Consider the following 14,563-nt stretch of genomic DNA (forward strand, 5'->3'; position numbering starts at 1 on the left):
CTCTCCCCCCAGCGGGCGTGGCGCGGCCGTGCTCCCTCCGGCCGCGCCACGCCCTCGCCCGTCCCCCCTCGATGTGGAGCGTTCCCCCATGAGTACGCACAAAAGGCACATCAGCCGCCGCCGGATCATCGGCGCCACCGCCGCGGGCGTGGCCGCGACCGGCGCGGCAGTGGTCACCGGAACCGGCCTGCTCGCCTCGGCCTCCGCCGCCACCTTCGGCTACACCGACGACGGCACGAACTACGTGATCAACACCGGTGCGAGCCTCGTGTTCAAAGTCAGCAAATCGACCGGTGATCTGACGTCACTGGTCTACAAGTCGACGGAGTACGAGGGCTACGGGGGCAAGCACTCGCACATCGAGTCCGGCCTCGGCGCCTCGACCGTCACCATCTCTCAGTCAGGGACGACCATCCTGGTCACCGTCGTGCACGGCACGCTGAAGCACTACTACGCGGCGCGCAGCGGCGAGAACAACGTCTATCTCTTCACGAACAAGGCGGACGCGTCCTTCACCGCCACCCGCTACATCGCCCGTATCAAGGCGGGAATGTTCCCCAACACCGGCCCGGACTCATGGATCGAGGCCTCGGACACGATCATCGAGGCGGGCGACGTCTGGGTCCGCTCGGGCGGCGAGACACACTCCAAGCACTACTCCGGCGTGCGGGTGATGGACTACGACTACATCGGCTTCACCACCGGCTCGGTCGGTCTGTGGATGGTCCGCTCCAACCACGAGAAGGCGTCCGGGGGTCCCTTCTACCGCTCACTGCTTCGCCACTCCAACGACGGCGGCGCGGGGCTGTACGAGATCCTGCACTACAACCAGAGCCAGACCGAGGCCGAGCGGTTCGGTCTGCAGGGCCCCTACGTCCTGGGCTTCACGGACGGCGGGGCGCCGGCCGCCTCGCTGTTCGCCAAGAACATCGACACCTCATGGGTGGACGGCCTGGGCATCTCGGGCTGGGTCGGCGCGGCCGGGCGCGGGAAGGTGGCCGGCGTCGGGATCTCCGGGCGCGACACGTCGTACGCGTACACCGTGGGCTTCGCCAACGCGGATGCGCAGTACTGGGCCCCGGCATCCGCATCGACGGGTTCCTTCTCCTGCCCCGGGATGCTCCCGGGGACGTACACCATGACCGTCCACAAGGGTGAACTCGGCGTCCACACGGACACGGTGACGGTGACGGCGGGCGGCACGACCGCGCTGCACACCCTCACGATCTCGGCGGACCCGAGCAGTGCGAGCACCATCTGGCGGATCGGGAACTGGGACGGCACGCCGGGCGAGTTCAAGAACGCCGAGCTGATGACGTACGCGCATCCGTCCGACACCCGGGCTGCCGCCTGGACGGGCAACGTCGTCATCGGCAGCGGAGACGAGGCGGCCGCTTTCCCCTGCTACCTCTGGAAGGACGTCAACGACGGCGTCCTGGTCTACTTCAAGATGACCGCAGCCCAGGCGGCGGCCGCGCACGCGGTACGGATCGGGGTGACGACGGCGTACATCAACGGCCGTCCGCAGATCACGGTCAACGACTGGGTGTCCTCGATACCTTCGCCGCCGACGCAGCCGGCGACGCGGTCGCTGACGACGGGTTCGTACCGGGGGAACAACCACACCTTCGTCTACACCGTGCCCGCGACGGCGTGGAAGACGGACACCAGCGCCTACAACGTACTGAAGATCAACGTGGTGAGCGGGTCGACGGGTTCGGGCTTCCTGAGCGCGGGGACCGCCTTCGACACGGTGGAGTTGCTGGTCTGACCGGTGGAAGGAGTTGGCCCCCGCCGGGTTAGGCGTGGGCCAACTCCTTTTGCACGTCGGTCAGTTCATGGTCGACCCGATGGTCGTGGAACCCGTGGTGAGGAAAGTGGTCGCAGGGAGCGAGCCGCTGCTGCCCCGGGTGCCGTACGCCGTAGTGGCGTCGGTGGAGACGAACGACGGGGTGGCGGTCCCGGCGTCCCAGTTGTTCGCGGCGGAGACCGTCGAGGAGCCGAGATCGGCCTTGCCGGTCCCGTTGGAGACGGCGAGGTTACGGGCCAGGCGCGCCTTGGACGTGGCGAAGTAGAAGCCGTCGTCGGTGTTGGCGTAGGCGGTGTTGCGGTTGAGGACGATCGCGCCCGGGTTGCTGTTCTCGGTGAAGCCATGGAGCGTGTTGTCCCAGGCGGCGTTGTTGTTGACGACATGCGCGGCGACGGCGCCTCCGCCGCCCAGCTTGAAGCCGTTGCCGTTGCCCTCGAAGGCGGTGTCCGACCAGCGGTTCTTGCCGTTGCCGAAGGACCAGTTGTGGTCGATGGTGACGGGGCTTGCCCACTGCCACAGGTCCATGCCGTCGTCGGAGTTGTTGTAGAGGCGGGCGCCGGTCACCTTGTTTCCCGTACCCGAACCGAACTTGATCGCGAGACCGTCGGCGTTCTGGCCGTGGGTCGCCGCGTCGTAGTTGCCGTAACTGTCCAGGTTCTGGATCAGGTTGTTCGTCGTACCGTCGCCGCGCAGGGTGAAGCCGGAGTCACCGTTGTTCGCGGTCACGACGTTCTTGAAGATGCCGCCGGTGGAGGAGGTGGCGACGAAACCCTGGGCGGGCGAGTTCTGGAAGGTGAGGTTCTGGACGGTCCAGTAGCTTCCGTAGATCCCGGCGAGCCAGGATCCCGACGCCAGCTGCGAGCCGTCGATCTTCACCTTCGCGCTGCCGTAGGCCTCGAGCGTGATCCGGGCGGCGGAGGTGCCGCTGGCGGTCGACTTGAGAGTGGCGGTCGGGTGATACGTGCCGGCGCGCAGCTGGATGGTCGTGCCGGCGGTGGCCCCGCTGACAGCGCTCTGCAGGGCGGCGGTCGTCGAGACGACCACGGTGGAGGAGGCGGCGTCGGCGCCACCCGGGGCAAGACCCAGATAGGCGCCGCCCGCGCCTGCCGCGACGGCGACAGCGGCGGCGACGGTGATCGTGCGGGTCCTGCGGTGGCGTCCGGTCGTGCTGCTCACAGCAGCCGTTCCTTTCCTCGGGAGCTCTTACGAGCAGAAGTTGCCGCCCCGATGCGAAAGGTTGCCTTCCGCTTCCTGTGAGAACCGCCGCCCGTGGTGCGGGCCTGAGCGAGGTCTCGCTGAAGCTGCTCGGCAGCGCCGCCGGAGGGGTGCGGGTGGAGCCCGTCACCTCCCCCGGCTGACGCGGCCGGCCACCGACCGGTTACCGGCCGGTTACCGGCCGGCTACTGGCCCGCCCACCGCTTGACCGTCGCCTCGGCGGCCGCCCTGTCCTCGGGCGTCAGCTTCGAGATCAGGGCGCCATGGTTGGAGCCCGGGGCCTCGTACAGCGCGGAGTCGTGCTTGCTCGGCTTGAAGCGCTCGGCGCTCCAGGGGTCGTTCTGGCCGTAGATGAACATCATCTGCCGGCCGCTGGTGGAAACCCAGCGGTCGGTGGAGGAGATGGCCTGCCCGTTGTACGAGGTGCGCATGTCGGCGGGCAGGACCGAGTTGGGCTGGTAGATGTCCGGGTAGTGGCGCAGGTCCTTGAGGTGCTTGAACTTCAGGTCGGCCCAGCCGAGTTGGGCGGCGGCCTGGCGGTAGTACGGTCCCGTGCCCTCGGCGCCGTTGCCCTGGTCGGAGTAGATGGACAGGCCGTGGCCGAGCGACCAGGTGTAGAGCTCGTCGTCGGTGGCCGTCTTCGCGTCGGGGATCGTCGAGCAGTTGGCGGCGGAGCCGCTCTGCCAGAAGTTCCACACCTGGTCGAGCACGGAGAACTCGAAGGCGCGGTCGGCGGATCCGAGGTACTGGAAAGTCAGGCTCTGCTCCGCGGAGGTGGCCTCGAAGCGCTGGAGCATGGCCGGGCGGCGTACGAGCATCTCGCGCTGCACGGCGTTGAGCGCGTCGCGGCACTCCTGGGTGCCGACCGTCCTGAAGAACTTCTCGTAGCCGCTGTCGTCCTTGTTGTTCGCGTCATCGGGCGCGACATAGGCGACGACGGCATCGAGGTCGTGGGGGTAGTAGCGCTCGTGGTAGACCTGCGTCATCCCGCCCTTGCTGGCGCCCGTACCGAGCCACTTGCCGGTGTAGATGCTCTTCAGCGCGGTGACGATGGCGTGCTCGTCACTGGCCTCCTGCCAGACGGTGAGGTCCTTCCAGTCGACCTCGGCGGGCCGGGACTCGGCGAAGAAGCGGTGCTCGACGCTGACCTGGTTGGAGTCGAGCAGGGTGGTGATCTCACGGGTGGAGGTGGCGAGGGTGTAGCCGCCGGTGTAGAGGACCATCGGCTTGGCCGCGTCCTTGTGCCAGAGCGTGAACCGCTGCTGGAAGGTGCCGCCCTTGCCGGGGTGTCTGTGATCGACGGGCTGGGTCAACGTCAGGGTGTAGTACGGGTATCCGCCCTTGTCGGCGACGGAGACGACGGTCAGCCCGGGGATGCGAGCCAGCTGCTCACTGATGTCACCGCTGGCGGAGTACGCGCTTGCTGCGGAGGCGGGGGCGGCACCGGTGAAAGCCGCTGTCCCCGATATCAGTGCCGCACAAATGAGTGCGGGTATGGCCTTGTTACGCATGCGATGTCCCCTCAACCAGGAGCGACGGAGTCGATGCGCCGCATAGTATGCGCTTTCCGTTTCCCTGTGATCACTTCGGATCACCCCGCGAGAAGCCACGCCCCGATGAGCTCGAAGTCCGCCCCGGTGAGCCCGAAGACGGGGTCGGCCCGGTGGAGCAGGGCGCGTGCGGGATGGTGCGCGACGACCCAGGCGCGGTCGGCACCGGTGATTTCGTCGTCGACCCAGACGAAGGGCCGCCCGCGGGCCCAGTCGACGAGGGGGCGGGTCTTCCAGTGGAGCCCGCCGCGCCCTTCGTCGTCCGAGGGGTCGGGCCAGTTCACCACGGGCAGTTCGGGCAGGCCGAGCCACGGGGCGATGCACGCGTTCGCGTCGGACATCCAGGTGGTGGCCCACACCAGTTCGCACGGCAGCGCCGCCAGCCGGGCTCCCAGCCCGGGATCGACCCTGGACAGCAGCGGATTCGTGCCGGCGCCCGGGGTGCTGCGGCCCGCCACCTGCTCGTACGTCGGATAACCGTCGGGGAGTTGCCGCTCCGTCGCCCCGAACGGAATGAGCGGCCCGTCGACATCGAGGAACAGGAGCGGACGCTGCGCGATATCGGTCACCGCCGCACGATAGCCCCCCGCCCGCAGGCCGGAGGCCGTGCGGGCGGGGGACGGAACCACGGTGCTCCGGATTCCTACTGCACGAAGTACGTCGGGTTCGGGAGCTTGAACGTCTTGTCCGCGTAGCCGCCCTGCAGATCGGAGAACTGGTCGCCGAAGTTGGCGACGATGTTGTAGCCCTCGGACTCGATGTGCTTACGGGTCCCCGACTTGTACTGCACGGTGGTGCAGGTCCAGGCCGTGACCGTCGCGCAGTCGCTCAGGTACGCCGGCGGGTTGGCCGCGTCCTTCAGGAAGATGTGGTCGGCGTCGAGGTTGACGTCGATGCCGACCTTCTTCAGGTTCGCGACCGCGTCCGCGCGCTGCGACTCCTTGAGGCCGGAGTTGTAGAAGACCGTCACGCCTTTCTTGGCGGCGTAGTCGACCAGTTCCGGCGTGCCGAACACGGCCGGGCGGTCCGCCTGGGCCACGTACGAGGCCCAGGTGGCGCTGTTGTACGTGTAGTTGGTCTTGATCTCGTAGTCGAGGCTGAGCAGCAGGGTGTCGTCGATGTCGAAGACGACGGCCGGCTTCTTGCCCTTGCCGCCATGCCTGGCCGCGTCGGCGATCGTGCGCTTGGCCTTCGCCTCGACGCGTGCCAGGTCCTTGGCGTACGCACTGTCGGACGAGGCCTGCCACACGCCGGCGCCGTCCTTCGTCGCGCCGTAGTACTGGGAGATCTCCGTGACGAGCGAGCCGATGTTGTGGGGCTCGGCGGTGTGCTCGTCCTGGGCGCTTCCGGCGCCGGCCGAGGCCGCGCCGTACAGGACCGTGCCGGCGACGGCGCAAGCGGTGGCGAGGCCCGCCACTCTGAGGGATCTACGCATGGAGGTGTGACTCCGGTTCTGGTCTTCCGACCGGGGAGGGATCGCAGGTGACTGGATATCTACGCGCATCACATCAGCCGCACAAGGACTTTTACTCATCCGTTGTACGACTCACAGCCCGGTAGGTTGATCACATGCGTCTGACGAAATACGGCCATGCCTGTGTGCGCCTCGAAGAGGGCGGCCGGGTGCTCGTGATCGACCCCGGCAACCTGTCCGGAGCGGAAGCCCTGTCCGGCGCGACGGCCGTGCTCATCACCCACGAGCACGACGACCACATCGACGTCGACCGGCTCGAGGCGGCCCGGGCCGCCGACCCGGCGCTGACCGTCCACACCCATCCCGCCCTGGCCGCGGAGCTCGGCGACGGCGTGATCGGTGTCGCGGTGGGCGATACGTTCACCGCCGCCGGATTCACCGTGCGTGCCGTCGGCGGCGCGCATGCGGAGATCATCGACGGGCTGCCCGGCTGCCCCAACATCGGCTTCGTCGTGGAGGGCGTCTACCACCCGGGAGACTCGCTCTTCGTCCCCGCCGAGAAGGTCGACACCCTCCTGGTCCCGTCGTCGGGACCGTGGCTGAAGCACGGCGAGGCCATCGAGTTCGTCCGGGCGATCGGCCCCGCACATGCCTTCCCCATCCATGACGCGCACCACAGCGAGGTGGGCCGGGAGAACTTCGACGGCTGGCTGGGCGCGGAGGAGGGCGTGACCGACTACGCCCGCATCCCCGTGGGCGCGTCGGTCGACCTCTGACTCCGCTCCCCTACTCCGTGCGGCCCGTCGCGGCGACCGCGACGCCGAGACCGATCATCGTGAGGCCGCCGACTCCGCCGACCGTGGCGAGCCGCCGCGGGGAGCGTGCGAACCAGCTCCTGGTGGTTGCCGCGACCAGCCCCCAGACGCTGTCGGACACCACCGCGATGATGTTGAAGACCAGCCCGAGCAGCAGCATCTGCGCGGCGACGTGCCCCTGGCCCCGGTCGACGAACTGCGGCAGTACGGCGGCGAAGAACACGATGGTCTTGGGGTTCGCCACACCGACCGCGAACCCCTCCCACAGGGTGCGGAGAGTGCCGCGCGCGGCTCCGTCACCGGTGAACGCCTCCTGCAGCGACCGGCGTTGGCGTACCGCCTTCACACCCAGGTACACCAGGTACGCGGCGCCCACCAGCTTGAGCGCGGTGAAGACGACGATCGAGCGCTCCACGACGGTGCCGACGCCGAGCGCGACCGCCACCACGAGTACGTACGCCCCGAGCGTGTTCCCGACGACGGTGGTCAGCGCGGCGCGGCGCCCCTGCGACAGCGCCCGGCCGATCACGAACAGCACGCTGGGGCCGGGTATCACAATGAGCAGGAAAGACATCGCCGCAAATGCCAGCAGCCGGTCTGTGGACACCATGGGCCCATGAAAACACGGTCGCCGTCCGCGCTCCCAGCCCTTTTACGGGCGGGTGATCCCGGCGTCGTGGGCGACCAGTCCGGCCTGTGTGCGGTTCGCGCACTCCAGCTTGTCGAGGAGCTGCGAGACGTATCCCTTGATGGTGGCCTCGGAGAGGTGGAGCCGCCCGGCGATCCGTGCGTTGGACAGCCCTTCGCCCAGGCAGGCCAGCACGTCGGCCTCCCGCTCGGTCAGGGACCTGACGAGTCTGCGGGCGCGGTCGCGGGCCGGGAGGCTGTCGGTGGAGGCCGCGATGAGGCGGCGGGCCGCGGCCGGGGAGAGCACGGTGTGGCCCTCGGCCGCCACGCGCACCAGGCCGATGAGGTCCTCGGGCGGCGTGGATTTGACCAGGAATCCGGACGCCCCTGCCCGCAGGGCGCGCAGGACGTACTGGTCGGCGTCGAAGGTCGTCAGCACGACGACCGGTGGCGGGGAGGGGAGTTCGCCGATGCGGCCGATCGCGGCGATGCCGTCCGTGCCGGGCATCCGCAGGTCCATCAGGACGACGTCGGGCTGGTTGCGTACGACCGCTTCGACACCTGCGGCGCCGTCGTGCGCCTCGTCGACCACCTCGATGTCGCCTGCGGAGCCGAGGATCGTGCGCAGGAATCCGCACACCATCGGCTCGTCATCGACCACGACCACCCGGATCACGACCGCACCGCCGCTTCTGCCATCGCCGTGGGGATGTAGGCGGGCAGCGTGGCCTCGACGGAGAACCCGCCGTCCGGGGTCGGCCCGGCGCTCAGCGTGCCGTCGACGATTCCGATACGGCGGCGCAGGCCGGCGATGCCCAGGCCCGAACCGGTGGACACCAGGCCGGAGTTGGCGCGGCCGGTCGGCGGGGTGTTACGGACGGTGAGCCGCAGACGGTTCTCGTCGTACGCGACGCGGACCATGACCCGGGAGCCCGGCGCGTGCTTGCGTACATTGGTGAGGGCTTCGCGCACCGTCCGGTACGCGATGCGGCCCACCACCGGGGACGCGAACGCACGGTCGCCCTCCTCGACGAGTTCGACCGGTGTCCCCACCGCCGCCGACTCCGCGGCGAGTGCGGCGAGCCCTGCCACCGAGGGTGTCGCGTCGCCCTCGGGTGCGGTGCGCAGGATGCCGACCAGGTCCCGCAGCTCCTCCAGCGCCTGGCAGCCCGCCGCCCGCAATTCCTCCGCGGCCTGCCGGGTCGTCTCGTCGGGCGCGGTCATCCGCAGGGCGCCGGCCTGCAGGACCATCAGGCTCACCCGGTGGGTGACGACGTCGTGCATCTCGCCGGCGAGGCGGGCGCGCTCCTCGGTGCGGGCCCGCTCGGCGAGCAAGTGCCGCTCGCGCTCCGCCCGTTCGGCGCGTTCGGTGAGGGCGCAGACCAGCCGTCGGCGGGCGTCGGAGTAGAGCGCGAGGAGAGGACCGACGGCGGTACGGGAAACACCGATCCCGATGGAGGTGAGGGACGGCTGCCAGGCCCTGGCGGCGATGACGGTGAAGAGGGCCAGCGCGAGACAGGCGGTGCGGCGGTCCTTGCCGTAGAAGATCGGTCCGTACGCGGCGAGGGCGGTGGCCAGGGGCGCCCAGATGTTCCCGGGGTGCTCCGGGGTCAGCGCGGCCGCGGGTGAGATCAGCAGGGTCACGGCGAGCGTGAACAGGCCCAGTACGGCGACGACCGTGAGCGGTGCGCGGCGGCGGAAGGCGAGGCTTAGGCAGGCGAGTGCCTGCACGCCGAGGAGGGTCCAGGCGAGCGGGCCCGGGCGCTCGGGCCACCAGCTTGCGCCGATGAGCGTCGTCGCCGTATCGAGGAGAGCGAAGAGGACGGCGATCGTCACGTCCACGGCGACCCAGTGGGCGCGGAGCCACGGCCTGACTGTCATACGGCTCACGGTAAGTCATCTGCGGTGGGCCGGAGTTGGCGGCAGACTTTCCTCGGTGGCACAACCCTACGAAGGTCGGGTCGGGTACCGACGGGCAGCTCTGCCGCCGGGCATCGCGGTCGGCGTGCAATAGGGCGCATGGAAAACAATCGGGACCACACGACGACGGCTCCCCCGCTGGGCCGCTACCGCATCGACACCGGCGCCTCGGCCGTCGTCTTCAGGACGCGGCACCTCTTCGGACTCGCCCCGGTCCGCGGCACGTTCGCCGTCCGGTCGGGGACGGTCGACATCGCGGAGCCGCTCGGCGCCTCCGCGGTCCGCGTGGAGATCGACGCGGCGAGCTTCACGACGGGCAGCGGGGCGCGGGACGGCGCCGTACGGTCGGCCCGCTTCCTGGACACCGCCCGGCACCCCGTGCTGACGTACGCGACCGACGGCATCACGGAGGCGGCGCTCACCGGCACGCTCACGGTCTGCGGCGTCTCCCGGCCGGTGACCCTGGCGATCGAGGAGTACGCCATGACCCCGGAGGGCTTCACCGCGCGCGCCACGACCCGGATCGACCGCACGGAGTTCGGGGTGACCGCGTCCCGGGGGATGGCCGGGCGGTATCTGGAGGTGGAGCTGACGGTCAGTTGCGTACGGTGAGCGGAAGGCTCTTCCCCAGGCGTGCGAGCGGGGAGGAGGCCATGAACAGCGGGGACAACGCCAGGGCGGCGGCGGTGACGAGCAGTCCCGTACGCAGCCCCCACTGCCCCGCCAGCCAGCCGCCGAGCAGGGATCCGAGCGGGGTCAGTCCCATGCCGACGAAATTGATGGTGGCCACCACCCGGCCCTGGATCCGGACGGGCGTGACGGCCTGCCGGACGGTCATGACGGTGACGTCGACCAGCTGCCCGAAGACGCCGAACACGAAGTTCACCGCCATGAGCAGGGCGACGGTGACGGCGGATGAGCCGTGCACCGCGGGTACGCACAGCATCACGCCGTCGGCGAGGGCCGCCGAGGCCACCATCACCGTGCCGTAACCGAAGCGTCCCGGCAGTCTCGCGGCCAGCAGCGAACCCAGCAGCGCTCCGGGCCCCATGGCGGCGAGGACGAGACCGACGGCGGCCCCCGACAGATGCAGGGTGCGGGGCAGGAAGACCAGATAGACGGTCATCAGGGCGGCGAAGGAGAACTGGAAGATGCCGCTCGCGATGCCTACGGCCCTCAACGAGGGATCCTTGAAGACGAGTTGGAGGCCCTCCCTGATCTGTCGCCCCATGCGGGCGGACGGCTCGACGCCCCGAGGTGCCGCCTCGCCGCGGCGGATGCGCCGGATCGACAGGGCGGACAGCACGAAGAAGAGCCCGCTCACCACGACGGAGACCGGCGCCGAGAGCAGGGAGACCATCGCGCCGCCGAGCGCGGGGCCGCCGACCTGCGCGGCGGATCTGCTGCCTTCGAGCGCGCTGTTGCCCTGAGCCAGCCGGTCGCGGTCCACCAGCCGTACGAGAGAGGCCTGGTAGCCCACGTCGAAGCAGACCGAGAGAACACCCACGACGAACCCGACGGCGAGCAGCACCGGCAGGCTCAGCACGCCGAGGAGATACGCGACGGGAATCACGGCCAGCGCCGCGGCCCGTCCGAAGTCCGCCAGCACCATCACCGTGCGCGAGCGCCGCCGGTCCACCCACACGCCGACGAAGAGCGAGAAGAGCAGGATCGGCACCTGCTGTACGGCGCGCAGGGCGCCGAGTTGGCCGGCGCCGGCATGGAGCGCCACGACGGCGAGGAGCGGCAGGATCACCTGGCTGCTCTGCGCACCGAACTGCGAGGCGGTCTGCCCCGCCCAGAGCTTGCGGAAGTCGTGGTCGCGCCACAGGGCGCGCGAGGACACACGACGGGACACACGTATGGCAGAAGTGCGAGACGGCACAGGGATTCCTTGAGTCACTGAGGACGAAACCCGATATTCCGGGCGGAGGAAGACTCGCTGTGCCGCTGGTCGGAGACAGCACGCGATGACAGGTCGGTCACGACCTACGGCGTCAGCGCGTGCTCGGGCGACCGGGCATCTCCACTCCTCAGGACTCGTTGGCTGCCCGGAGGCTATCCGGCTGCCCCGCGGGGCGAAAGCGGTTAATCAGGCTCGTCCGTTTCGCGGACCGCTTCGACCGCCTCCCGTACGTCCGGGTCCGGGTCGTCGGCGAGGGCGTCGAGCAGCTCGGCGACCCCGGGGGTGGACCAGCGGGCGATCGTCCACACCAGCTGCTCGCGCACCCCGGGGTCGGGGTGCGAGGCGAGGTGGCCCAACTGGGCGAGCGGGCCGCGCCTGCGCTGGGCGAACCAGTGCAGCGCCTCCTGCAGCACGGCCGGGTCCCCGGGGTCGCCGGCCGCCGCGATCCGGGCGAGCAGCACGCGTGCGGGCGGCGGCGGACCGTCCAGCGGATGCGGCAGCCGCTCACGGAGGCGCCGCGCGCCGTAACCGCCGCGCACCGCACACCCGTAACAGGTGCAGGGGCGCACCCCGTGCGCGTTCGGCAGATACCGCCAGCCCGCCACCTGCGGCGCGTTGCGGACCCGGTGCACCTCGCGCGGCCGGACCGCCCGTGGCACGAACACCTCCCACCCGCGCGGATCATCGAGTGCCGCGATCCGCCGCACCGCCTCCGCCGCGGGAACGGTGGCCTGGCCGTCCCGTGCCCGGTCCCCATAGCGGCCGACCAGTACGGGCTGGGTGTCGTCCAGCCGCACATGAACGGCCAGCAGCCCGCCGCGGCTGCCGAAGCGGGCGAGTTCGCGCAGCCATTGGTGGGTGAGGGTGTACGACGGCAGCACAGGAAAGCAGTAGACCCCGCGCGCGCCGCCCTGCCCGTGGCTGACCGCCCGGATCCCGGAACGCCGGATGCGCGGCGCGTTCGCCGCCGAGGTCAAGTGCACGAACATGGCCATGACCAGGGATGTTAGGCGACCGCCCCTGACGGGGTCATGGTGCGGTGGCGGTACAGCGGCCGGAAAGTGGGCGCCGAACGGTCTGCGATCCGGCCATGGATCCGTCCGGCTGACGCTCAAGACCGACGGGGAGTTCAGCTGGCCGGACCCGTGATCCAGAGCGCGGCGACCTGCTGAGAGGCCGCCGCCCCCTGGGCGAAGCCCGCCTGACCCGCGGGGGTCCTGCTGTCGGGGGACAGCGGGTCGGCACCGAAGGCCGCGAGGGCAGCCTCGTCGGGGGTGATGACCTCGATGAGGCCGCCGGCCGCGGCGATCGAGGCCGCGTCGGCGTCGAGCACCGGATCGGGCATCGGGGCGATGACGACGGTACGGGCGTGCCCTGCCGCGAGGTCGAGGTTGGTGAAGGAGCGGATGCCGCCGTCGATGTAGCGTGCGCCGCCGATCGTCACGGCGGGCCAGACGCCGGGGATGGCGCAGCTCGCGGTCACGGCGTCCACCAGGCCCACTCCGGAGGCGCGGTCGAAGACCCGGGTCCCGCCGGTGGTGGCGTCGATCGCGACCACGTGCAGGTCCCGCTGCGGCCAGTCGTGGGACGGCAGCCGCGCCTCGACGACGGCCCGCCGCTCGGACTCGGCCACGGTGTCTGCGGCCAGCGCCATCGCGCCCATCCGGCGCAGGCGCTCCACCGGGTCGCTGACGTCGGCGTCCACCTGCTCGCCGAAGGCGAAGACTTCGGCCAGCGCGCCTTCCCTCGGCTTCAGCTCCGCCTTCTGGAACGCGGGGTCCACCTGTGCCCGGAACAGCACCGACAGCTCCACGCCGCTGGTGATCTGTGCGGCCACCGCCGACCCGGCCGAGGTGCCGAGCAGGAAGTCCGCGTCGGTGACATCGGTCCCGGCGGCGGCGAGACCGGCCAGCACGCCTGTTGCCCAGGCGATCCCGGCCACTCCGCCGCCGCCGATGACCAGCGCGCTCTCGTGCTTCATCTCTGCTCCCGGGACTTGTCGGGCGTCGGCTCCACAACCCGACATCCCTGCAAGATCCCTGCGTGGACGGAAAATTCCCGCCCCGCGCGGCTACTTCCTGACCGGGCACACTCCCGGGGTGGCGACCGTGTTGTAGGTGGGTGCGGCCGGTGTCGTCACCGTGGTGCTGCCGATCTGGTTGAGGATCTCGTCGGAGAGCAGGTCCTGCTGGCCCTTCAGTGCGTCGGCGACCGTGGTGTCCTTCGGGAACACCATCTCCGCGGCGATGTTGTCCTGCACGATGCGCGCGAGGTTGTCGAGCGCGGTGAAGAGCGGGTCCGCCGGTGTCTCCAGGCCGGGCAGGTCGATCAGGTGGGTGGCGACCTTCGCCGCGTTCATGCAGTCCTTGATGATGATGGTGTTCTGGTTGAGGACGCTGGTGGTCCACTGCGACAGCACCACGCAGTACAGATCGGCCCACGCCTCCTCGCCGACCTTGGCGCGCCAGGTCTTCATGATGTCCCGCACTCCCGCGATCTGGGCCTGCGAGGCGTGCTCCATGTTGGTGCGGATGTCGGGGTAGACGCTGCCGGAGAAGGCCTCGAAGGACGCCATGTCGAAGTGCTTCGCCGCGATCGAGGCGTTGATGAACGCCAGGCCCCCGTCGAGGATGTTGCCGCAGGACGTGGTCAGTGCGGCCGGCAGGCCGGCCGATGCGAGGTTCCGGCGCGCCGTGGTGAGCGTGGCGGCGTAGGCCTGCAGCGGTTCGATCCACGCGGTGGACATGTCGTCGTTGAAGGCCACGAGGACCAGGTCGTGGGCGTCCATGCGGTCGGCGTTCGGCAGGTTCGGGATCTTGTCCGCCAGGTAGGAGGCGATCACCGAGAAGATGCCGAGCGGGGTGTGGGCGATGGACTTCGCCAGCTCGAACGTCTGCGACACGGGGTTGGCGGACACCTGACCGTCTTTGGTCACGAGGGTGAACCGGCCTCCCTTGGCGTCGTTCTGCACGACGACGACCGGGGCGAGATGCTTGATCAACTCTGCTTTCAGAGTGGCGTAGTTGGAGCGCATCCCGGCGTTCACGGCGAACATCGACTGCCTCGCCTGTTCCTGGGTCACCGCCACAGCGGCCGTCTCGCCCACCGTCCCGGCGTCCGCGGCACTCGGGGTCGCCGAGTAGCCGAGCAGTGCCGCCGTGCCGACGCCGGTCGCGCTGCCTATGAAGCCTCTGCGGGTAGCCATCTTCGTTTCTCCCAAAAAGTTTTAGAGATCGGTCTCTGGTGCTGGTGCTGGTGCATTGGGGGGATCGTCTTCATGGGGGGAGCTTTCGGCTGGGGGGATTT

The 14,563-nt window shown here is 69.9% G+C and carries 14 protein-coding genes; 3 read left to right on the top strand and 11 right to left on the bottom strand.

Annotated elements, in window-relative coordinates; genetic code table 11:
* The first annotated feature begins 88 nt into the window (after window positions 1–88).
* Window positions 89–1,771 carry a rhamnogalacturonan lyase B N-terminal domain-containing protein gene (locus J0695_RS32230; RefSeq protein WP_206968121.1) on the top strand — a complete coding sequence of 561 codons (1,683 nt, stop codon included), beginning with the start codon at window positions 89–91 and terminating at the stop codon, window positions 1,769–1,771.
* 60 nt (window positions 1,772–1,831) lie between these two features.
* On the opposite strand, the gene J0695_RS32235 is transcribed toward J0695_RS32230, so the two are convergent.
* The 4 genes from J0695_RS32235 to J0695_RS32250 form a co-directional block, all read right to left on the bottom strand.
* Window positions 1,832–2,986 carry a right-handed parallel beta-helix repeat-containing protein gene (locus J0695_RS32235; protein WP_206968123.1) on the bottom strand — a complete coding sequence of 385 codons (1,155 nt, stop codon included), beginning with the start codon at window positions 2,984–2,986 and terminating at the stop codon, window positions 1,832–1,834.
* A gap of 224 nt (window positions 2,987–3,210) precedes the next feature.
* Window positions 3,211–4,536, bottom strand: coding sequence for a S28 family serine protease (locus J0695_RS32240; RefSeq protein ID WP_206968125.1), 1,326 nt, complete (start codon window positions 4,534–4,536; stop codon window positions 3,211–3,213).
* Window positions 4,537–4,616: 80 nt separating this feature from the next.
* Window positions 4,617–5,144, bottom strand: a complete 528-nt coding sequence (locus J0695_RS32245; RefSeq protein WP_206968127.1) for an HAD domain-containing protein — start codon at window positions 5,142–5,144, stop codon at window positions 4,617–4,619.
* 74 nt (window positions 5,145–5,218) lie between these two features.
* Window positions 5,219–6,010, bottom strand: a complete 792-nt coding sequence (locus tag J0695_RS32250) for an HAD family acid phosphatase (protein WP_206968129.1) — start codon at window positions 6,008–6,010, stop codon at window positions 5,219–5,221.
* Window positions 6,011–6,144: 134 nt separating this feature from the next.
* Here J0695_RS32250 and J0695_RS32255 point away from each other — a divergent pair, with 134 nt between their 5' ends.
* The gene (locus tag J0695_RS32255) at window positions 6,145–6,765 is read left to right on the top strand and encodes an MBL fold metallo-hydrolase (RefSeq protein WP_206968131.1); all 621 of its coding nucleotides are present in this window, start codon (window positions 6,145–6,147) and stop codon (window positions 6,763–6,765) included.
* A gap of 10 nt (window positions 6,766–6,775) precedes the next feature.
* On the opposite strand, the gene J0695_RS32260 is transcribed toward J0695_RS32255, so the two are convergent.
* Genes J0695_RS32260 through J0695_RS32270 form a run of 3 tightly spaced genes read right to left on the bottom strand, consistent with a single transcriptional unit; the run spans window position 6,776 to window position 9,312 of the window.
* Window positions 6,776–7,414 carry a LysE family translocator gene (locus J0695_RS32260; protein ID WP_206968133.1) on the bottom strand — a complete coding sequence of 213 codons (639 nt, stop codon included), beginning with the start codon at window positions 7,412–7,414 and terminating at the stop codon, window positions 6,776–6,778.
* A gap of 42 nt (window positions 7,415–7,456) precedes the next feature.
* Complete coding sequence (locus J0695_RS32265) at window positions 7,457–8,107, bottom strand: response regulator (protein WP_206968135.1); 651 nt, start codon at window positions 8,105–8,107, stop codon at window positions 7,457–7,459.
* Window positions 8,104–9,312, bottom strand: a complete 1,209-nt coding sequence (locus J0695_RS32270) for a sensor histidine kinase (protein ID WP_206968138.1) — start codon at window positions 9,310–9,312, stop codon at window positions 8,104–8,106. Before J0695_RS32270 ends, J0695_RS32265 begins: the two co-directional genes overlap by 4 nt.
* Before the next feature lie 138 nt (window positions 9,313–9,450).
* On the opposite strand from J0695_RS32270, the gene J0695_RS32275 reads away from it, so the two are divergent.
* Entirely contained in the window at window positions 9,451–9,963 is a 513-nt protein-coding gene (locus J0695_RS32275; RefSeq protein WP_206968140.1) for a YceI family protein, read from the top strand.
* Here the strand turns inward: J0695_RS32275 and J0695_RS32280 are convergent.
* The 4 genes from J0695_RS32280 to J0695_RS32295 form a co-directional block, all read right to left on the bottom strand.
* Window positions 9,947–11,215, bottom strand: a complete 1,269-nt coding sequence (locus tag J0695_RS32280; protein WP_372445852.1) for an MFS transporter — start codon at window positions 11,213–11,215, stop codon at window positions 9,947–9,949. The two genes, J0695_RS32275 and J0695_RS32280, sit on opposite strands and share 17 nt — an antisense overlap.
* Before the next feature lie 224 nt (window positions 11,216–11,439).
* Complete coding sequence (locus tag J0695_RS32285; protein WP_206968141.1) at window positions 11,440–12,252, bottom strand: HEAT repeat domain-containing protein; 813 nt, start codon at window positions 12,250–12,252, stop codon at window positions 11,440–11,442.
* A gap of 134 nt (window positions 12,253–12,386) precedes the next feature.
* Window positions 12,387–13,238 carry a patatin-like phospholipase family protein gene (locus J0695_RS32290; RefSeq protein WP_206968143.1) on the bottom strand — a complete coding sequence of 284 codons (852 nt, stop codon included), beginning with the start codon at window positions 13,236–13,238 and terminating at the stop codon, window positions 12,387–12,389.
* 90 nt (window positions 13,239–13,328) lie between these two features.
* Window positions 13,329–14,462 carry a hypothetical protein gene (locus J0695_RS32295; protein WP_242553475.1) on the bottom strand — a complete coding sequence of 378 codons (1,134 nt, stop codon included), beginning with the start codon at window positions 14,460–14,462 and terminating at the stop codon, window positions 13,329–13,331.
* Window positions 14,463–14,563: the final 101 nt, after the last annotated feature.

Origin of the sequence: Streptomyces beijiangensis (genome assembly GCF_017315755.1) — a bacterium.
In the GTDB taxonomy this organism is placed as follows: Bacteria; Actinomycetota; Actinomycetes; order Streptomycetales; family Streptomycetaceae; genus Streptomyces; species Streptomyces beijiangensis.